General features: G+C 66.9%; 17 protein-coding genes. 11 read left to right on the top strand and 6 right to left on the bottom strand.

Annotation, left to right across the window (positions count from 1 at the left end; all coding sequences use genetic code 11):
- The first annotated feature begins 88 nt into the window (after positions 1-88).
- The 3 genes from JQ603_RS18800 to poxB all read left to right on the top strand — a co-directional run bounded on the left by JQ603_RS18800 (position 89) and on the right by poxB (position 3,495).
- Positions 89-1,003 carry a 2-dehydro-3-deoxygalactonokinase gene (locus JQ603_RS18800; protein ID WP_212341630.1) on the top strand — a complete coding sequence of 305 codons (915 nt, stop codon included), beginning with the start codon at positions 89-91 and terminating at the stop codon, positions 1,001-1,003.
- Positions 1,004-1,016: 13 nt separating this feature from the next.
- The gene (locus JQ603_RS18795; RefSeq protein WP_212341628.1) at positions 1,017-1,649 is read left to right on the top strand and encodes a 2-dehydro-3-deoxy-6-phosphogalactonate aldolase; all 633 of its coding nucleotides are present in this window, start codon (positions 1,017-1,019) and stop codon (positions 1,647-1,649) included.
- 109 nt (positions 1,650-1,758) lie between these two features.
- Positions 1,759-3,495, top strand: a complete 1,737-nt coding sequence (gene poxB, locus JQ603_RS18790; RefSeq protein WP_212341626.1) for a ubiquinone-dependent pyruvate dehydrogenase — start codon at positions 1,759-1,761, stop codon at positions 3,493-3,495.
- Here the strand turns inward: poxB and JQ603_RS18785 are convergent.
- Entirely contained in the window at positions 3,492-3,857 is a 366-nt protein-coding gene (locus JQ603_RS18785) for a hypothetical protein (RefSeq protein ID WP_212341625.1), read from the bottom strand. The two genes, poxB and JQ603_RS18785, sit on opposite strands and share 4 nt — an antisense overlap.
- A gap of 68 nt (positions 3,858-3,925) precedes the next feature.
- On the bottom strand, positions 3,926-4,834 hold the full coding sequence (locus JQ603_RS18780) for a PaaI family thioesterase (protein WP_212341624.1): 909 nt from the start codon (positions 4,832-4,834) through the stop codon (positions 3,926-3,928).
- Positions 4,835-4,977: 143 nt separating this feature from the next.
- On the opposite strand from JQ603_RS18780, the gene JQ603_RS18775 reads away from it, so the two are divergent.
- Positions 4,978-5,295, top strand: a complete 318-nt coding sequence (locus tag JQ603_RS18775) for a hypothetical protein (protein ID WP_212341623.1) — start codon at positions 4,978-4,980, stop codon at positions 5,293-5,295.
- 100 nt (positions 5,296-5,395) lie between these two features.
- Here JQ603_RS18775 and JQ603_RS18770 read toward each other — a convergent pair whose 3' ends face one another.
- Positions 5,396-6,865 carry an amidase gene (locus JQ603_RS18770; protein WP_212341622.1) on the bottom strand — a complete coding sequence of 490 codons (1,470 nt, stop codon included), beginning with the start codon at positions 6,863-6,865 and terminating at the stop codon, positions 5,396-5,398.
- 120 nt (positions 6,866-6,985) lie between these two features.
- The gene (locus JQ603_RS18765; protein ID WP_212341621.1) at positions 6,986-8,098 is read right to left on the bottom strand and encodes a ring-opening amidohydrolase; all 1,113 of its coding nucleotides are present in this window, start codon (positions 8,096-8,098) and stop codon (positions 6,986-6,988) included.
- Positions 8,099-8,519: 421 nt separating this feature from the next.
- On the opposite strand from JQ603_RS18765, the gene JQ603_RS18760 reads away from it, so the two are divergent.
- The 5 genes from JQ603_RS18760 (at position 8,520) to JQ603_RS18740 (ending at position 14,873) form a co-directional block, all read left to right on the top strand.
- Positions 8,520-10,853, top strand: a complete 2,334-nt coding sequence (locus tag JQ603_RS18760; RefSeq protein WP_212341620.1) for a Tex family protein — start codon at positions 8,520-8,522, stop codon at positions 10,851-10,853.
- A 346-nt stretch (positions 10,854-11,199) separates the two neighbouring features.
- Positions 11,200-11,739, top strand: coding sequence for a hypothetical protein (locus tag JQ603_RS18755; RefSeq protein ID WP_212341619.1), 540 nt, complete (start codon positions 11,200-11,202; stop codon positions 11,737-11,739).
- A gap of 101 nt (positions 11,740-11,840) precedes the next feature.
- The gene (locus tag JQ603_RS18750) at positions 11,841-12,533 is read left to right on the top strand and encodes a response regulator transcription factor (protein ID WP_212341617.1); all 693 of its coding nucleotides are present in this window, start codon (positions 11,841-11,843) and stop codon (positions 12,531-12,533) included.
- Positions 12,520-13,602: a sensor histidine kinase gene (locus tag JQ603_RS18745; protein WP_212341615.1), complete on the top strand. Its 1,083-nt coding sequence runs from the start codon at positions 12,520-12,522 to the stop codon at positions 13,600-13,602. Before JQ603_RS18750 ends, JQ603_RS18745 begins: the two co-directional genes overlap by 14 nt.
- Before the next feature lie 29 nt (positions 13,603-13,631).
- Entirely contained in the window at positions 13,632-14,873 is a 1,242-nt protein-coding gene (locus tag JQ603_RS18740; protein ID WP_245003721.1) for an amidohydrolase family protein, read from the top strand.
- Positions 14,874-14,883: 10 nt separating this feature from the next.
- Here JQ603_RS18740 and JQ603_RS18735 read toward each other — a convergent pair whose 3' ends face one another.
- Positions 14,884-15,255: a response regulator transcription factor gene (locus tag JQ603_RS18735; RefSeq protein WP_212341611.1), complete on the bottom strand. Its 372-nt coding sequence runs from the start codon at positions 15,253-15,255 to the stop codon at positions 14,884-14,886.
- Positions 15,252-16,118, bottom strand: a complete 867-nt coding sequence (locus tag JQ603_RS18730; RefSeq protein ID WP_212341609.1) for a S1C family serine protease — start codon at positions 16,116-16,118, stop codon at positions 15,252-15,254. The genes JQ603_RS18735 and JQ603_RS18730 overlap by 4 nt, the downstream gene beginning before the upstream one ends.
- Before the next feature lie 217 nt (positions 16,119-16,335).
- On the opposite strand from JQ603_RS18730, the gene JQ603_RS18725 reads away from it, so the two are divergent.
- A complete protein-coding gene (locus JQ603_RS18725) occupies positions 16,336-17,301 on the top strand; it encodes a VOC family protein (protein WP_212341607.1) in 966 nt (321 codons plus the stop codon).
- A gap of 56 nt (positions 17,302-17,357) precedes the next feature.
- Complete coding sequence (locus tag JQ603_RS18720) at positions 17,358-18,233, top strand: dihydrodipicolinate synthase family protein (RefSeq protein ID WP_212341605.1); 876 nt, start codon at positions 17,358-17,360, stop codon at positions 18,231-18,233.
- Positions 18,234-18,250: the final 17 nt, after the last annotated feature.

Raw genomic sequence — 18,250 nt, 5'->3', positions numbered from 1 at the left:
GGCGGCAAGAGCCGATATCCCGGGGCAGATTTGCTGGACACCGTCTCATTGTCGCGAGACGGCGTCTTGCCGGTGAGACGAGGATACGATGACTGAACCCGCCTATGTCGCGGTGGACTGGGGGACCAGCAGCTTCCGGCTGTGGCTGGTCGATCGTGCCGGACAGGTGCTGGCCGAGCGCCGCAGCGGCGAGGGCATGCTGGCCGCGGCCAAGACCGGCTTCGCTGCCGTGCTGCAATCGCATCTTGCCGCGGTCGAGGCGCCCTCGCATCTGCCGGTTCTCGTCTGCGGTATGGCCGGCGCCAGGAACGGCTGGGTCGAGGCCGGCTATGTCGACACGCCGGCGCCGCTCGCCGCCATCCTCAAGCAGGCCGCGCGCGTGCCGGGCGAGACGCGCGACATCCGCATCCTGCCCGGCATCGCGCAGCGCGACGCGAGCGCGCCGGACGTGATGCGCGGCGAGGAAACGCAGTTGCTCGGCGCGCTCGGCCTGGATGGCGCCAGCGATGCTCTGGTCTGCATGCCCGGCACGCATTCGAAATGGGTCCGCGTGACTGATGGCACGGTCGTGCGGTTTTCCACCTTCATGACCGGCGAGCTCTTCAGCGTCGTCTCGCGCGAGACGATTCTGTCGCTCGCGGTTGCCAATGCCGAGGATGCCGAGGATATCGCGAGCTTCAAGGCGGCTGTGAAATCCGCGTACGAGGCGCCGGCCTTCGCGGCCAATCTTCTGTTCACGGCGCGGTCGCGGCAGCTTTTGTTCGGCGGCACGCCGGCTGCGGCGCGCGAGACGCTGTCGGGCACCTTGATCGGCGCCGAGCTCGCGGCTGGTCTCTCCGGCGCGTTGCCGGCAGCGGGTGTCACTCTGATTGCGTCGGGTCGGCTCGCGACGCTGTACCGGCACGCCTTCGACGCGCTGTCGGTCACCGTGCAGCCGATCGATGCGGATGAAGCGGTCCGCCGTGGCCTGTCGATGGCGGCAGCGGCGATCTGGACGAAATAGAAGGACTTTTGAGATGAGCGTTCCCTTTCCGCCGATGCAGCGCCCGCTGGTCGCAATCCTCCGCGGCGTCAAGCCCGAGGAGGCCGAGGCCATCGTCGGCGTGCTGATCGGGGCCGGCATGACCGCGATCGAGATTCCCCTGAACTCGCCCGATCCGTTCCGCTCGATCGGGCTTGCCGTGAAGCTCGCGCCGGCCGGCGTGCTGATCGGCGCCGGCACTGTGCTGACCGCCGCAGACGTCGATCGTCTCAACGATGTCGGCGGCAGGCTGATGGTCTCGCCCAATGTCGACACCGAGGTGCTGGCGCGTGCGCATCAGCACGGCATGGTGACGTTGCCGGGCGTATTCTCGCCGACCGAGGCGCTGCTCGCGGCGCACTCCGGTGCGTCGGGCCTGAAATTCTTTCCGGCGAGCGTGCTGGGTGCCTCCGGCATCGCCGCGATCCGCGCTGTGCTGCCCGTTGGCGTGATGATCGCCGCCGTCGGCGGCGTCTCCGACCAGAACTTTGCCGAGTACATCAAGGGTGGTGTGACCGCCTTCGGTCTCGGCTCCAGCCTCTACAAGCCCGGCATGAGTGCGGCGGATGTCGCAGCGCGCGCGAAGGCGACGATCACAGCCTATGATCGGGCGATTGCGAAAGACTGAGCCGGCAATAAACTAGCCGTGATCCTGTCATAGCTTATTGTGCCGCATTGTGGCGCGATGCTGATGCTTTGGCGTCGCAGACATGCGACCGGCGCAGCAGGAGACCGACATGGCGATCAACAACGTGGCCGACCTGTTCGTGGCAACGCTCGAACAGGCCGGCATCAAGCGCATCTACGGTATCGTCGGCGACAGTCTGAACGCCCTCACGGAGGCGCTGCGCCGCCGCGGCACGATCGAATGGATCCATGTCCGCCACGAGGAGGTCGCAGCCTTCGCTGCCGCCGGTGAAGCCGAGATGACCGGGAGCCTCGCAGTGTGCGCGGGCTCCTGCGGCCCCGGCAATCTGCATCTGATCAACGGCCTGTTCGACGCGCATCGCAGCCGTGTCCCCGTGCTGGCGATCGCGGCGCAAATTCCGACGGCCGAGATCGGCGGCGGCTATTTCCAGGAAACCCACCCGCAGAACCTGTTCCGCGAATGCAGCCATTATTGCGAGCTGGTCTCTGATTCGAGTCAGCTGCCTTACGTGCTGGAGAACGCCATCCGTGCGGCGGTGGGCCTGCGCGGCGTCGCCGTCGTCGCGATGCCCGGCGACGTCGCGTTCCGCAGCCCGCCCAAGCGCGCGCTGTCGACTTCGCGTGGGCTTGCGCTGGCGACACCGAAAGTCGTGCCGCAGGCGGATGAGCTGAAGGCGCTGGCCGATCTCCTCAACGGCGCCGAGCGCATCACCCTGTTCTGCGGCCGCGGCTGTGCCGGCGCACATGCGCCGCTGATGCAGCTGGCCGAAGCGTTGAAGAGCCCGATCGTGCATGCGCTCGGCGGCAAGGAGCATGTCGAATACGACAACCCCTACGACGTCGGCATGACCGGCTTCATCGGCTTCTCCTCGGGCTACGCCGCCATGCACGCCTGCGACGCGCTGGTGATGCTCGGCACCGATTTTCCCTACAAGCAGTTCTTCCCGACCGATGCGAAGGTCGCACAGATCGACATCCGCCCGGAGAATCTGGGACGGCGGTGCAGGATCGATCTCGGCCTCGTCGGCGACGTCAAGCTGACCATCGAGGCGCTGCTGCCGCTGCTCAAGTCCAAGACGCAGCGCCGGCATCTCGACGATGCCATCGCCCACTACAAGAAGGCGCGCGAAGGCCTCGACTCGCTGGCCAAGGGCACGCCCGGAGCTAAGCCGATCCATCCCCAATATCTCGCAAAAGTCATCAGCGACCACGCCTCCGAGGAGGCCGTGTTCACTGCCGATGTCGGCACGCCGACGGTGTGGGCCGCGCGCTACCTCGACATGAACGGCCGGCGCCGGCTGATCGGCTCGTTCGTGCACGGCTCGATGGCCAATGCGATGCCGCAGGCGATCGGCGCGCAGGCCGCCCAACCCGGCCGCCAGGTGATCTCGCTCTCCGGAGATGGCGGCTTCACCATGCTGATGGGCGATCTGATCACGCTGACGCAGATGAAACTGCCGGTGAAGGTGGTCGTCTTCAACAACGGCGTGCTCGGCTTCGTCGCGCTGGAGATGAAGGCCGCCGGCTTCGTCGACACCAATGTCGACCTGGAGAATCCCGACTTTGCCGCGATGGCGCGCGCGATGGGCATCTTTGCGAAGCGCGTCGAGGATCCCGGCGAGCTGCCGGGCGCGATGAAGGAGATGCTGGCCCACAACGGGCCGGCACTGCTCGACGTCGTCACCGCCAAGCAGGAGCTGTCGATGCCGCCGACCATCACGCCCGAGCAGATCAAGGGCTTCAGCCTGTGGGTGTTGCGTGCGGTGATGAACGGCCGCGGCGACGAGGTGCTCGATCTCGCGAAGACGAACCTCTTGCCGCGCTAACTGCGCTTCACCGACGGCGCGGGCAGCCGCTCGTGGCGGGCCTGGAAGCGTTGCCAGTGCAGCACGATGCCGATGATAAGCGCCGGGACAAAGCCGAGCACGATGAGGAAATGCGGCAGCTGTGTCGGGGAGATGAATGCAATCGCAATGTCCGAGATCAGCCATAAGGCGGCGAACATGACCGCAAAGTCGGTGCGGGGGCAGCGAAGGTAGTAAAAGACGGCGGTGATGATCACTGCGGGGCCGATCGCAATTCCGATCATGACGGCCGTCAGCTCCGTCGGCGTCAGCGCGTCGAGCACCATCGATGCCAGCAGCCAGAGCGCGGCGAACATGGCGACGATGTCGAGCGGATGCCGCAATCCAATACCTCTCGCAGGAACCGCACTATCGTTGTGGCCCGGCCCCCCTCCGTCAAGGGAAAATACGTCTATTCCTCGTCACTTCCGGGCGTCGGCCGCAGCATGAAATGGCCGAAGGCGGTGGCGATCGGCTTGTCGGCATCGTCCTGCCAGGCGCGTGCCTCGAAGGCGACGATGCGGCGACCCTGCTTCACGATCGAGACGTTGGCAAAGGAATCGAGCGCGCGGCCGGAGCGTAGGTAGTTGACAGTGAGTCCGATCGGCTTGGGCGGTGCGGCAGCGCCGAGCTCGCGTCCCACTCCGATGATCGCGGTGGTCTCGAGGAAGGCGCCGGTCATCCCGCCATGGATCGCGGGCAGGATCGGATTGCCGATGATCTTTGGCGAGAACGGCATCGTCAGCGTGCCGTCGTCGTTGACGCGGATGCCGAGAGCCCGCGCGAACGGGCTGCGCGCGAACGGGCCGTCCGGATCCTCCGGCGCCTCCAGCGTCGGGATGCTGCGCGAATCCATCCGCCGGTCGGCGAGCATGTTGGTGCGGTTGGCGCCGATCATGAAGCAGGCGGTCGCGGTCGCGACCGGATCGTCTTCGGACTCCTGATAGGCAGTGGAGCGCACGAAGGCGATCGATCGCGTGGTGCGGTAGCAGACCGAATGTGCCTTGATGTCGAGGCCGGGCGTCGCCGGCTTCTGGTAGTCGATGCGCAGATCGAGGGTTGCGATCGCGCGCGTGCCGTCGAGCGCAAGTTGCACCGCCATGCCGCAGCTCTCGTCCAGCATCGCGGTGACGACGCCGCCATGCAGAACGCCGGTCTCGGTGTCGCCGACGAAGACGGGGCGGTAGGGCAGGCTGGACCAGGCCTCGGCTGGCGCGAAGCGGTCGAGCTGTAGCCCGCTGATATGGCCATAGTCGGAGCGGCGCCCCTTGATGGCCTCGGCGAGTTCCTCGAACGGGAGTGTGACAGGTGCAGTGGACATGGCGCTGTTCTAGACCAGTGCAGGGCGCCGCGCAAAACCTGCGAATGCGCCTTGCCGGAGCGCCAGCCGGTTTGGCCTCGACAGGGCCGGCCAAAGCAACGATGGTGGGCGCTTCGTTCGTCCAATGCCCGCAAGGAGCGCCCATGACCGACCCCGAGACACCCGGCACCAACCAGGGGCCCGTCACCATTTCGACCTCGAGCTCGGAGCGGGCGCCGATCATCTATTTCGACGGCGCGTCCTGCTTCGGCCATCACAATGGCGCGATCCAGATCGAGCTCGCCGCGAACCTGTTGATGCCAATCGGCGCCGCTGTCAGGGTCGACGTGGTCCAGACCGCGCATCTGCGCTGCAGCGTCGCCGCGGCGCTGGCGTTGCGCGAAGCCCTCGACAAGGCGCTCGCGATGTACAAGCAGGGCCAGCAGCAGCCGGCGGAGGAAATTCCGGCGGTGAAGAACTGAGATCGCCGCGAAACGAGACCTCATCCTGAGGGCCCGCCAACGGCGGGCGTTTCGAAGGATGGCCGCAAGCGCGCGGCCATCCGAAGTGAATAGCTGAGCCTCAGCTCACATGCACCTTCGGCTTCCTGCCGCCGTTCCACTTGCCGTCGAGCGCGCGCTCGATCTGGGCGGCGAGTTGCAGCAGGAGGCCGTCATTGGCCTGCTTGGCGATGGCCTGGATGCCGAGCGGCAGGCCGTGCTCCTGGCTTGCCATCGGCATCGAGATCGCGGGCATGCCGCAGAGATTGGCGAGCGGCGTGAAGGCGAAGAAGCGCCAGAGATTGCCGAACCAGTCGAGCACGTCAGGATTGTCGGAGATGGTGAGATATTCCCTGGTGCCGACCTTGGGCGTCGGCAGCGCGGTGATCGGCGTCAGGATCACGTCCCACTGCTCGAAGAAGCTGCCGAAGCCGCGCGAGGTCGTGTTGAACACGGCCTGCATCTTCGCCCGCTCGGCGAAGCTGGTGTGGCGGCCGGCTTCCCAGATCCGGATGTTCATGGGCTCGATCAGATCTTCCGGCGGCTTTTCCAGCCCGCGCGCGGCGAGCATGTTGGAGATCACCACGGCGAAATTCGAGATGTAGCAGGTCGTCTGCGCCGCGAAGGCCGCGCGGAAATCGAGCTCGGGCAGCGCGTAGTCGACGTGATGGCCGAGGCCTTCGAGGAAGCGGCCGGTCTTCTCCAGCTCGGCGGCGAGCTCGGGCGTCGCGGTGTAATCGCCCCATGTATGCGACAGCGCGATGCGAAGCTTTGTCGGATCGCGCTTGATCATTTCCGAATAGGGCTGTGCCGTGGTCCAGAACGGCATGAACTCGCCGGGCGCGGGCCCGCGCGCGTGATCGACGAAGGCCGCGGTGTCGCGCACCGAGCGCGACTGGCAGCCCTGGATCGAGACGAGGCCGGTGAGGTCGGACATGTGCGGCGCCAGTGAGAACACGCCGCGCGAGACCTTCAATCCGATATTGCCGTTGACGCCGGCGGGAATGCGGATCGAGCCGCCACCATCGGTCGCATGTGCGATCGGCACCACGCCCGCGGCGACCATCGCGGCGCTGCCCGCCGACGAGCCGCAGGTGGTGTAGTCGGTATTCCAGGGATTGCGCGTGACATAGACGGCCGGATTGTCGGCCGAGCTGCACACGCCGAATTCCGGCGTCGTGGTGCGGCCGATCAGGTTGAGCCCCGCCTGGCGGAATTTGCCGGTGAGGAACGTGTCGGCCGCGGCGCGATTGCCGCGCATCAACAGCGAGCCCATCTCCTGGAGCCGGCCCCTCATGGTCGGTCCGAGATCCTTCATCAGGAAGGGCAGGCCAGCGAAGGGACCTGCGAGATTGGCGCCGTCCTTGGCGGGATCGGCGATGACGTCCTCGAACAGCTCGACCACGCCCGACAGTGCCGGATTGACCTTGGCGACGCCGGCGGTAGCCTGGCGGGCCAATTCCTTCGCCGTTAGCTCGCCCTTGCGGACGCGGGCCGCCAGCGCCACGCCATCGTGCTGCGCCCATTCATTCCAGCTCATCGGCAACGTCATGAAGTCAAAATCCCCTTAAGGTGCGGCGCCACCTTTTTCGCAAGCGACCGCGTGAATCAACTGAGCCGGCGCGAGGGGCAGGGTTGCGCCGGGCGGAGAGGTCGGATGATGCCGGCTCTATCAATCCGACAGCCGTGCGATCGCTGCAACCGGACCGCCGCCGGCCGGCCCCTGATGCTCGGCGCCGCCGGACACGTAGACCGCGCCGGTGCCGGCAAGGCCCGCGATCAGGCCGCCGACCGCGGCGCGGGCGTGGCGTGTCGAGCTGATGTCGGTGTCTTCGAGCATGGTGTGGCGAAAGCCGCGCACGCTGCCGTCAGGCGAAGCTTCCGCCTTGGCGAATATGTTGACGAGCGCACGCCCCGCGCTGGTTTGCGGCGCGATGGCAAGTCCGACGCTCGTCAGCGCCGACATCACCGCGGCAGAATCGATCGCGTCCTTCATCACGGCATGCCCGATTTCGAACTCGCTCACTGACAATTCGGAGTTGCCGAGCACGATGACGACATTATGCATCAGCTCGATCCCGGACGAGGTGGACGCGACATTCGAGAACAGGTCGTAGCGCCGCAGCACGTCCTCGTCGCGGACATCGGGACCGATCTCGCCGAGCGCGACCGCAACCCCCAGTGCCGAGGCGCCGCGCGAATAGGCCATCGAGCTGTAGGAGCTGGTCGTCACCACCTTGTTGCCGCGCGCGTTTGCCGCCGCGACGCGCTCGCTGGTCAGCAGCGGGCACTTGATCTGCACGAAGTGCACGTCGGCGGGCTCAAGGATGCCGGCGTCCGTCATCGCGGCCTTCACGGCCTTGGACGTCTCCGTGATCTGCGCGGACCGCCCAAGCTCCTCGGGCAGGAAGTCCCGTGTGTGCGCCATGCCGATGCTCAGCCGCTTGCCGGACAGGCCCGCCGGCCGCCCATCGGCCTCGCTGCGTGTGAACACCGTGAGATGCGGGCTCAGCACGCCCTCGGTGCCGCCCGACATCACGAAGGCGATGCGCTGCTCGACTGCTTCCGGCGTCAGGCCGAGCTTTGGCGCCAGCGCCGTGCACAGCGCAGCGACGGCGTACTCCCGGGTAAAGTCGTTGACGCCGCCATTGCCCTCGGTCTTGCCGAGAATGGCGAGGATCGATTTTGGATCGATCGCGCCGGAGCCGATCATGGCCATGAGGCCGGAAACGTCGCCGGGGCCCGTGGTGGCGACCTTGAAGACGCCGACCGATGTGGTGCGCATGAATGGTTCTCAGAGTTCGGTGGTCCGGCAGATCAAGCAGGCGCGGAACGCGGGGCTGATGTCAAGCCGCAAGCGTTCATCCCAGACCGTCACCCTGAGGTGCTCGCCTCTTCGGCGAGCCTCGAGGGGCGACGGCCCGGCTGCATCTCGGCCGTTCATCCTTCGAGGTTTCCTCCGCAGTGCCATGCGCGCTGCGGCGTTCGCACCTCAGGATGACGGGACGGCCATTTGGTCTGCCGCGACGCGAGAGAAGCCTTGCCATCCCCACGAATGTGGCGAGATCGCATCGATCCAGCAAAAAAATCCTCTGTCGACGGTTGCGCGCCGCACCTTGATGAATCAACCTTGGTTGGTCCATAAGCGGCGTCCCGCGGTCGGTGGTTCGCCCCCGCGTCGCGTGCTTGGATAGAGGGATTCTCGCGTGGCAAATATCAACCAGAAAATTGCGCAGGAGCTTGGGGTTCGGGCGGAGCAGGTCGAGGCGGCGGTGACGCTGCTCGACGGCGGCGCCACGGTTCCCTTCATCGCCCGCTACCGCAAGGAAGCGACCGGTGCGCTCGACGACGCGCAATTGCGCACCCTGGAGGAGCGCCTGGTCTACCTGCGCGAGCTCGAGGACCGCCGCAAGGCCATCCTCGAATCGGTCCGCGAGCAGGGCAAGCTCGATGCCGCGCTGGAAGCCACCATCATGGCCGCCGACAGCAAGGCGCGCCTCGAAGATATCTATCTGCCGTTCAAGCCGAAGCGCCGCACCAAGGCCGAGATCGCCAAGGAAGCCGGCCTCGAGCCGCTCGCCAATCAGCTCATCGCCGAGCCCGGCAACGATCCCAAGGTCGTGGCGGAAGGCTTCATCAACGCCGAGAAGGGCGTCGCCGATGCCGCCGCCGCGCTCGACGGCGCCCGCGCCATCCTGGTCGAACGCTTCGACGAGGACGCCGACCTGATCGGCGCGCTTCGTGAGGAGATGTGGACCAACGCGCGCATGGCTTCCAAGGTGCGCGACGGCAAGAAGACCGAGGGCGAAAAATTCGCCGACTATTTCGATTTCTCCGAGCCGCTGACCAGGCTGCCGTCGCACCGCATCCTCGCGATGTTCCGCGGCGAGAAGGAGGAGATCCTCGATCTCCAGATTCAGCCCGAGGCCGAGGCGCCGCCGCCCGGCGTGCCCAGCGCCTACGAATTCAAGATCATGAAGCGCTTCGGCATCGCCGACCTCAAGCGAGCCGGCGACCGCTGGCTGATCGACACCGTGCGCTGGGCCTGGCGCACCAAGATCCAGGTGCATCTCAACATCGACCTGCGCATGCGGCTGTGGAATGCGGCCGAAACCGAAGCCGTCCGCGTGTTCGCCTCCAATTTGCGCGACCTGCTGCTGGCGGCACCGGCCGGCACCCGCGCCACCATGGGTCTCGATCCCGGCTACCGCACCGGCGTCAAGGTCGCTGTTACCGATGCGACCGGCAAGGTGGTCGATACCGCCGTGATCTATCCGCACGAGCCGCAGCGGCAATGGAACGAGTCGCTCGCGATCCTCGGCAAGCTTGCGCTGAAGCATCGCGTCGAGTTGATCGCGATCGGCAACGGCACCGCCTCCCGCGAAACCGACAAGCTCGCAGGCGATCTCGTCAAGGGCCTGGCTGAGCTGAAGATGAACAAGATCGTGGTGTCGGAAGCCGGCGCGTCGGTCTATTCGGCCTCGGCCTTCGCCTCGGAGGAACTGCCCGGCCTCGACGTCACCCTGCGCGGCGCGGTCTCGATCGCGCGGCGCCTGCAGGATCCGCTCGCCGAACTCGTCAAGATCGAGCCGAAGGCGATCGGCGTCGGCCAGTATCAGCACGACCTCGGCCAGGCCAAGCTCGCCAAGTCGCTCGATGCCGTGGTCGAAGACTGCGTGAACGCCGTCGGCGTCGACGTCAACACCGCCTCCGCGCCGCTGCTCGCGCGCGTGTCGGGTGTCGGCTCCGGCCTTGCCCAGAGCATCGTGGCGCATCGCGACGCCAACGGCCCGTTCAAGTCGCGCAAGGCGCTCAAGGACGTGCCGCGGCTCGGGCCGAAGGCGTTCGAGCAGTGCGCGGGCTTTTTGCGCATCCTCGGCGGCGAGGACCCGCTCGATGCCTCCGGCGTGCATCCCGAAGCCTATCCGGTGGTGCGGCGGATTCTCGAGGCGACCAAGAGCGACATCAAGGCGCTGATCGGCAGCAGCGAGATCGTGCGCACCTTGAGGCCGAAGGATTTCGTCGACGAGACCTTCGGTCTGCCGACCGTGACCGACATCCTGCGCGAGTTGGAAAAGCCCGGCCGCGACCCGCGACCGGCGTTCAAGGCTGCCGTGTTCAAGGAGGGCGTCGAGGAGATCAAGGACCTGAAGAAGGGCATGATCCTCGAGGGCACCGTGACCAACGTCGCCGCCTTCGGCGCCTTCGTCGATATCGGTGTGCATCAGGACGGGCTCGTGCACATCTCGGCGATGTCGAAGAATTTCATCAAGGATCCGCGCGAAGTGGTGAAGCCCGGCGACATCGTCAAGGTGAAGGTGCTGGACTTCGAGGTCGCCCGCAAGCGCATCTCGCTGACCCTGCGGCTCGACGACGAGGTCGGCGCCAAGAAGGACGCCCCCGGCATGCAGCGCGACAACGGCTCGCGCAACGCCAGCCGCATGACCTCGTCCGCGCCGCGCAAGCAGGAATCCTCCGGCGGCGGCGCGCTTGCGGAAGCGATGCGTCGCGCCGCGGAGAAGAGCGGCAGGCGGGCGTGAGTCTTTAACCTCTCCCCGCTCTGTGCGGGGAGAGGTCGGAATTCGCGCGCAGCGCGGATTCCGGGTGAGGGGCAGGGCAAACTGTCGGCCAGATCAACGCTCCATCCGACTCCCGCGCATCGGCAATCCCCACTCAAATCGAATTCGCGGAAGCCCCCCTCACCCCGCCCTCAGCGAAGCTCGTCGCGGCCCCGTAAGAATGGGGAGAGGGAGTGACAGACCGGCGCGTACCTAACACCGGCGTCAGAATCTGGCGCATTTGTAAGTTGAAGACGCCTGCCTGTTCTCCTCATCTGTTCGTCCTCGTGCGGCGCGCTCACCGCCGCACTGCAAGGAGGACGCTTCGATGAACAACAGGCTTCTCAAAGGCCTCACTGCGGTGACGCTCGCCGCAGCGATGGCGCTCGCTTCACCAGTGCTTGCCCGTGGCGGCATGGGTGGCGGAGGTCACGGCGGCTTCGGCGGTGGTGGCCATGGCGGCTTTGGCGGCGGTGGTCACTTCGGTGGTGGCGGCATGCATGTCGGTGGCGGCGGCATGGGTGGCGGGGGCATGCGATTTGGCGGGATGGGCGGCGCTCATTTCGGTGGTGCCCGCTTCGTCGGTTCGCCAATGGCCGCCCGCGCCGCCATCGGACCCCGCTTTGCCGCAGCTCCGCTGGCGACCCGCGCCGCCTTTGGACCGCGCTTCGCCGGCGCCGGCTGGCACGGCAGGCCGTTCATTGGCCGCCATGCCTTCTTCCACCGTCACCGCTTCAACCGGTTCGCTTTCGTCGGTGCGCCGTTCCTCTATGCCAACTATGCCAATTATTACGACGACGGCTGCTGGCGCAGGGGCTGGACGCCCTATGGCTGGCAATGGGTCAATGTGTGCGGAGACTATTGGTAGTCGCATCGCCGTACCCGCACCATTGTCGCGATCGCCATCGGGCAGTTCCGCTCAGCCCCGGAACGGGATAGTCTGGTGGCGATCGTCGCGCGGAGTTTTGCATGACCGGAGGTCACCGCCGCATCCTGGTCGTCGAGGACGATCCGGAAACCGCAGGCCAGCTCGTCGAGGAGCTGACAACCTCGGGTTATGACGTCGATCTCGCCGCCACCGGGCGCGAGGCCCTGAGCCACGGCGCTGCGCGCGACTATGCCGTGATCACCATCGACCGCATGCTGCCCGACATCGACGGCATCGCCGTGATGCGCCAATTGCGCGACGACGGCATCGCCGCCCCCTTCCTGATCATCTCCGCGCTCGGCGAGGTCGACGATCGCGTCCGCGGCCTGCGCGCCGGCGGCGACGACTATCTGGTCAAGCCGTTCTCCTTCGTCGAGCTATTGGCGCGCCTGGAAGCGCTCGGACGCCGTAGCGAAACCGTCGCCAAGGAGACGGTCCTGCGCGTCGGCGACCTCGCCATCGACCTGATCGCACGCAGCGCCTCCCGCCGCGGCCGCAAGATTCCGCTGTTGCCGCGCGAATTCCAGCTGCTCGAATATCTCGTCCGCAACGAGGGCCGCGTCGTCTCCCGCGCGATGCTGCTCCAGCACGTCTGGGACCTGCATTTCGATCCCTCCACCAACATCATCGACGTCTATGTCGGCCGCGTCCGCCGCAAGGTCGATGATGCCCAGGCCTATCCGCTGATCCACACCATCCGCGGCATCGGATATTGCCTCCGTGCTCCTGGCTAAGACGCTCCGCTCCTCGACCTTCCGCCTGGCGCTGATGGCGATCGCGGCATTCGGGCTGATCGTCGCGGCGATCATGGCCTACGTCTATGTCGGAACGCTCGCCTATGTGGATCGCCGGCTCGGCACTGCCGTCGATCATGAAGGCTTCACCGGCATGATCGAGCTGGCGATGGTCGCGGTCGCCGTGCTGCTGCTCGCCCTTGCCGGACTTGCTGCGGTGCTGGTGACGCGGCGAACGGTCGGCCGGATCGAGGAGATCAACGCCACCAGCCGCGCCATCATGCTGTCCGGCCTCGACCGGCGCATCCCGCTGCGCGGCAGCCACGACGAGTGGGACCGCGTCGCCGAAAACCTCAACCAGATGCTCGACCGCATCGAGACGCTGATGGGCGAGGTCAAGCAGGTCAGCGACAATGTCGCCCACGATCTGCGCACGCCGCTGACGCGCATGCGCGGCCGGCTGGAGAAGGCCTATCACGCCCCGCGCAACAGCGAGGCCGATGCGGCGCTGATCGGCGACACCATCGCCGATCTCGATGCCGTGCTCGGCATGTTCGCCTCCATCACGCGGATCTCGGAGATCGAGACCCGCGCGCGCAGGAGCGCCTTTCGCACGCTGAACCTGACCGAGATCGCCGGCGAGGTCGTCGAGCTCTACGACGCCGCCGCCGAAGAGGTCACAACCCGCCTCAGTCTCGACGGCGACCGCGAGGTGGCGATCACGGGCGATCGCGACCTCTTGTTCGATGCCGTCGCCAATCTCGTCGACAATGCGATCAAGCACGGCCGCAAGGGCGGGCAGGTGACGGTGACCTGCCGCAGCGCCGATGGCGGCCCGGTGATCGCGATCGCGGACGACGGACCGGGCATTCCCACCGAGGCGCGCGACCACGTCTTCAAGCGCTTCTACCGGCTGGAGCAGAGCCGCTACACGCCGGGCAACGGCCTCGGCCTTAGCCTCGTCGCCGCCGTCGCGCGCCTTCATGGCGCCGAGATTGCGCTGCATGACAATGCGCCGGGCCTGACGGTCCAGCTCCGGTTTCCGCATACCGGCACCCAACTTGCATGATCGCACTTGTATCGAGTGGAAGTCCTGCAATGTCCCGCCTGCCAGACCTCGTCATCACCAACGCCCGCACGCGCAGCCGCGAGATCGTCGACATCGCCGTCACCGATGGTGTGATCACCGCGATCGGCCGCCGGCTGGAGACCGGTGCCCGATCCTTCGTCGATGCCAAAGGCGCTCTGGTCACGCCCGCTTTCGTTAATCCGCATTTGCATCTCTGCAAGGTCTGGACCCTGCCGATGATGTCCGAGGCGGCACTCGAGGCCTACCAGGGCGGCGGCATGAGCGAGGCGGCGAAGGCGGTCGAGCTCGCCGCGGTGGTCAAGAACAATTACGACGCGTCATGGATCGTTCCGAACGCGCGGCGCGCGGTGGCGCTCGCTGCGCTCCACGGCAATCTCCACATTCGCGCCTTCGCCGATGTCGACACCAAGGCCAGGCTCGAAGGCGTCAAGGCGCTGCTCGCCATCCGCGAGGAGTTTCGCGGTATCGTCGATATCCAGGTCGTGGCGTTCCCGCAGGACGGCCTGTTTCGCGAGCCCGGTGCGGACGATCTGATGCGCAAGGCGATGGCGCTCGGGGCCGATGTCGTCGGCGGCATTCCCTGGATCGAAGCCGATGAGGACGACATGCGCCGCCATGTCGCGTTCTGCTTCGACCTCGCGGCCGAGCATGGCGCCGAGGTCTCGATGCTGCTGGACGACGTCGGCGACGCCACTATGCGCACGCTCGACATGATGGCGCGCGCGGTAATCGCCCGCGGCGTCGAGGGCCGGGCGCTCGCGCATCACTGCCGGGCGATGGCGCTCTATCCCGAATCCTATCTTCGCGAACTCATGGCCTTGCTCGGGAGCGCCCGTGTCAGCGTCGTGAGCAATCCCCACAACGGCCCGCTGCATGCGCGCGTGAAGGAGCTGCTGGCAGCCGACATCAATGTCTGCCTCGGCCAGGACGACATTTCCGACGCCTATTATCCGCTTGGCCGCAACAACATGCTGGAAGTGGCGTTCCTCGCCTCGCATCTGCTCTGGATGACCGGGAAGAGCGAGTTCGAGACGCTCTATGACATGATCACCACGCGTGCCGCTACGGCGATCAACCTGGAGCGTTACGGCCTCGGGCTCGGCTGCGCGGCCAATCTCGTCATCCTCGAGCAGGACGATGTCACCGAGGCGCTGCGCTTCCACAGCCCTCCGCGCGTCGTCATCAGCCATGGCCGCATCGTCGACACGGGCCGCATGCGCGAACTGGCGCAGATTGCCGCCCTCGATTGATCCACGCCGCTCAGAGCTCGATCACGCCGCGACGCGCCGCATGCGCCACCGCATCGGTGCGGCCGGTGGCATCCAGCTTGTCCAGCAGCGAGCCGACATGGAACTTCACGGTGTGCACGGAGATGCCGAGCTGACGCGCGATCATCTTGTTCGAGGCACCCTCGGCCATCAGCGCCAACACGTCGAGCTCCCGCTGCGTCAGCGCGATGTCTTCGGGCATGCTGCGCGGATCGCGGGCGACGACCGTCGCGGCGGCCCGCTCGCCGGGGGCGGCGAGGCGAATCCCGCTGACGTTGCCGAGCAGCGCCGTCAGGCGATCGGCCAGCGCAGGATCGTCGATCTCCAGCGACAATACGATCTCGGCCGTTTTATCCGCGCTCACGCCTCCGGCCTCTCGCCGACCGTGACCTTGAAGCTGACCGGCTCGCCGCCGCGGCGCACCGCGACATCGACCACGGCGCCGACGCTGGCAGGACCCAGCGTCCGCGACAGCGCGCGCACGCCCGACAGTTTCTGGTCGTTGATCGCGACGATCACATCGCCCTGGCGGATGCCGGCCGCGGCCGAAGGTCCGGCCTTGTCGACATTCATCACCATCGCGCCGATGCCGTCGTCGAGGCGTACCGGCTGGAGCCCGAGGCCGAGATATCCGCGTGCAATGCGGCCCCGCGCCTCCAGCTGCGGCGCGACGCGCTCGATCGTCGCCGCCGGTATCACCAGCACCCGCCGCGGCCCGAGCACGGCCATGCCGAAGGCGTCGCCCGATGCGTCGAGGGCCAGGCCGCCCTGCTGGCTGCCGCCGAGGCGAACGTCGAGCTCGATCCGGGCATCGATGTCGCCGCCGCGCAGGGAGCGCCAGCTCTTGCCGGACGCCGACACCATTCCGAGCGCGGCGCTCGGCGTCTCGCGATGGGTGGCGACCACGATCGACAATGCGCCGAGCGCTGGGACCGCGGTGGCCAGTTTGACCGGTGCAACGGCGATATCAGCCCGAAGCAGCGCGATATCAGTGGTATGGTCGCGGCCGGCGATCGTGGCGGCGACCCGGCTGCCATCGGCGAGGCCGATCTCGACCTCGCCCTCGTCGGCCAGTGCCTCGTCGGCGGTGACGATCAGGCCGCTCTTCCAGACGAAACCGGTTGAGCGGGAGCGATGCGAATGCACGGAGACGACGGAGGGCGCGGTGCGCGCCACCAATTCCGCGAGCGCGGACGACAGTGAGGACAGGGGACTGAAGTCGGTCATGGCGGGCTCCTGTAAGTTGTCCTCAATCTGGGATGCCGCGGGCGATTGCGAAACTGGCCGGGTGGCCAGGACCAGAACCAGGACCAGAACAGGCGGCAGGGGTGGACCTCCGTAGCACCACGGCCGACGAACATGTGATTGGGAGCGCCTCACGGGAACGTGTAGCAATCCCGAAATTGCGCCCTGTGGCCTCAAGGATTTCAGCGAGCCCTGACTGATGACCATCGACCTCACCCGCCGCGCCCTGCTTCAACTCGCCGGAGCGACGTCGCTCGCGATGGCGGCCGCAGCCGCGGCGCGTGCCGAGGGCAACCCGCAGGGCGGCGGCCCGACCTATGCCAGCCGCACGCCGATGCGGGTCGGCATGGTCACGCTCCGGGTCAAGAATCTCGACAAGGTCGCGGACTACTACCGCGACGTGATCGGGCTCACCGTGATGGAGCGCTCGGCGACCGGCGCGAGGCTCGGCACGGCAGGCATCACGCTGCTGGTGCTGGAGGCCCGTCCCGATGCCGCGATTGAATCGCGCAGCGCCGCCGGCCTCTATCACACCGCCTTCCTGATGCCGACCCGGAAGGACCTCGCGCGATGGCTGGTCCACGCGGCCTCGCATCGCGTGCCGCTGTCGGGCTTTGCCGATCACCTCGTCAGCGAATCCGTCTATCTCGACGACCCCGAAGGCAACGGCATCGAGGTCTATGCCGACCGCGATCCCTCGCAATGGCAGTGGAGCGAGGGCAGCGTGAAGATGGCGACCGACGAGCTCAACATTCCCGATTTGCTGTCGCTGACCAATACGCGCGTGCCTGATTACGCCAAGGCGCCGGACGGAATGCGCGTCGGCCACATGCATCTGCGCGTCGGCGATCTCGCGCAGGCCGAGAGCTTCTATCACGGCACCGTCGGCCTCGACCCGACCCGCAAGCGTAACGGCGCGGCGTTCCTGTCGTCGGGCCGCTATCACCATCACCTCGGCATGAATGTCTGGCAGAGCCAGGGCGCCGGCCAGCGCGACGATTCCACGACCGGCCTCGCCTGGTTCTCGCTGGTGACGGAGAAGCAGGGCATTCTCGCAGCCCAGGAGGAGCGTCTGCGCAAGGGCGGTGTGAACGTCACGGCGCTCAGCAACGGCGTGGAGGCGATCGATCCCTGGGGCACGCGGGTACGCTTGCTCAAGGTTTGATCGCCGGGGCGGGCATTGCTAATAGCTCTGGGGTGCCACCTGCCGGAGCCCCCGACATGTCCGAATTCCACGGCGTCTTCCCCTACCTCGTCTCGCCCGTCGATGCCGACGGCACGGTGCGGACGAACGTGCTCGCAAAGCTCTGCGACGACCTGATCGGCGCCGGCGTACATGGACTGACGCCGCTCGGTTCGACCGGCGAGTTCGCCTATCTCAATGCCGCGCAGCGGAGCGCGGTCGTGCAGACCACGATCGAGGCCGCGAAGGGCCGCGTGCCGGTCGTGGCCGGCGTCGCCTCCACGTCGACCGCGGATGCGGTGGCGCAGGCGAGGGCCTATCAAAAACTCGGCGCCGACGGCATCCTCGCGATCCTGGAAGCGTATTTCCCGCTCGCCGATGCCCAGGTCGAATCCTATTTCCGCGCCATCGCGGATGCCGTGGACATTCCCGTCGTCATCTACACCAATCCGCAATTCCAGCGCTCCGATCTCACGCTCGACGTCATCGCGCGCCTCGCCGAGCATCCGCGCATCGGCTACATCAAGGACGCCTCGACCAATACCGGCCGGCTGCTCTCGATCATGAACCGCTGCGGCGACGGCTTGCGCGTGTTCTCGGCCTCCGCCCATATCCCGGCCGCGGTGATGCTGATCGGCGGGCTCGGCTGGATGGCCGGCCCGGCCTGCATCATCCCGCGCCAGAGCGTTAAGCTCTACGATCTCTGCAAGGCCGGCCGCTGGGACGAGGCCATGGCGCTCCAGCGCCGGCTCTGGCGCATCAACGAGGCCTTCGCCCGCTTCAACCTCGCCGCCTGCATCAAGGCCGGCCTTGCGATCCAGGGCTACGACGTCGGCGATCCCGTCCCGCCACAGGCCGCGCTGACGGCCGACGCGCGCAAGGTCGTGGAGGCGGCATTGCGGGAGCTTGATTAGCGAGCCGTCATCCCCGA

This window comes from Bradyrhizobium liaoningense, from assembly GCF_018130825.1.
Lineage (GTDB): Bacteria > Pseudomonadota > Alphaproteobacteria > Rhizobiales > Xanthobacteraceae > Bradyrhizobium > Bradyrhizobium liaoningense_B.
The sequence above is the reverse complement of the archived record's forward strand: the minus strand, read 5'-3'. Positions and strand labels throughout refer to the sequence as shown.

What these genes read in the sequence shown, in the direction of transcription:
- JQ603_RS18775 (WP_212341623.1), top strand. Translation starts at nt 4,978, where the DNA reads ATGACCGACCCCGAGACACCCGGCACCAACCAGGGGCCCGTCACCATT.
- JQ603_RS18755 (WP_212341619.1), top strand. Translation starts at nt 11,200, where the DNA reads ATGAACAACAGGCTTCTCAAAGGCCTCACTGCGGTGACGCTCGCCGCA.
- poxB (WP_212341626.1), top strand. Translation starts at nt 1,759, where the DNA reads ATGGCGATCAACAACGTGGCCGACCTGTTCGTGGCAACGCTCGAACAG.
- JQ603_RS18765 (WP_212341621.1), bottom strand. Translation starts at nt 8,098, where the DNA reads ATGCGCACCACATCGGTCGGCGTCTTCAAGGTCGCCACCACGGGCCCC.
- JQ603_RS18800 (WP_212341630.1), top strand. Translation starts at nt 89, where the DNA reads ATGACTGAACCCGCCTATGTCGCGGTGGACTGGGGGACCAGCAGCTTC.
- JQ603_RS18725 (WP_212341607.1), top strand. Translation starts at nt 16,336, where the DNA reads ATGACCATCGACCTCACCCGCCGCGCCCTGCTTCAACTCGCCGGAGCG.
- JQ603_RS18720 (WP_212341605.1), top strand. Translation starts at nt 17,358, where the DNA reads ATGTCCGAATTCCACGGCGTCTTCCCCTACCTCGTCTCGCCCGTCGAT.
- JQ603_RS18740 (WP_245003721.1), top strand. Translation starts at nt 13,632, where the DNA reads ATGTCCCGCCTGCCAGACCTCGTCATCACCAACGCCCGCACGCGCAGC.
- JQ603_RS18770 (WP_212341622.1), bottom strand. Translation starts at nt 6,865, where the DNA reads ATGACGTTGCCGATGAGCTGGAATGAATGGGCGCAGCACGATGGCGTG.
- JQ603_RS18750 (WP_212341617.1), top strand. Translation starts at nt 11,841, where the DNA reads ATGACCGGAGGTCACCGCCGCATCCTGGTCGTCGAGGACGATCCGGAA.
- JQ603_RS18730 (WP_212341609.1), bottom strand. Translation starts at nt 16,118, where the DNA reads ATGACCGACTTCAGTCCCCTGTCCTCACTGTCGTCCGCGCTCGCGGAA.
- JQ603_RS18780 (WP_212341624.1), bottom strand. Translation starts at nt 4,834, where the DNA reads ATGTCCACTGCACCTGTCACACTCCCGTTCGAGGAACTCGCCGAGGCC.
- JQ603_RS18795 (WP_212341628.1), top strand. Translation starts at nt 1,017, where the DNA reads ATGAGCGTTCCCTTTCCGCCGATGCAGCGCCCGCTGGTCGCAATCCTC.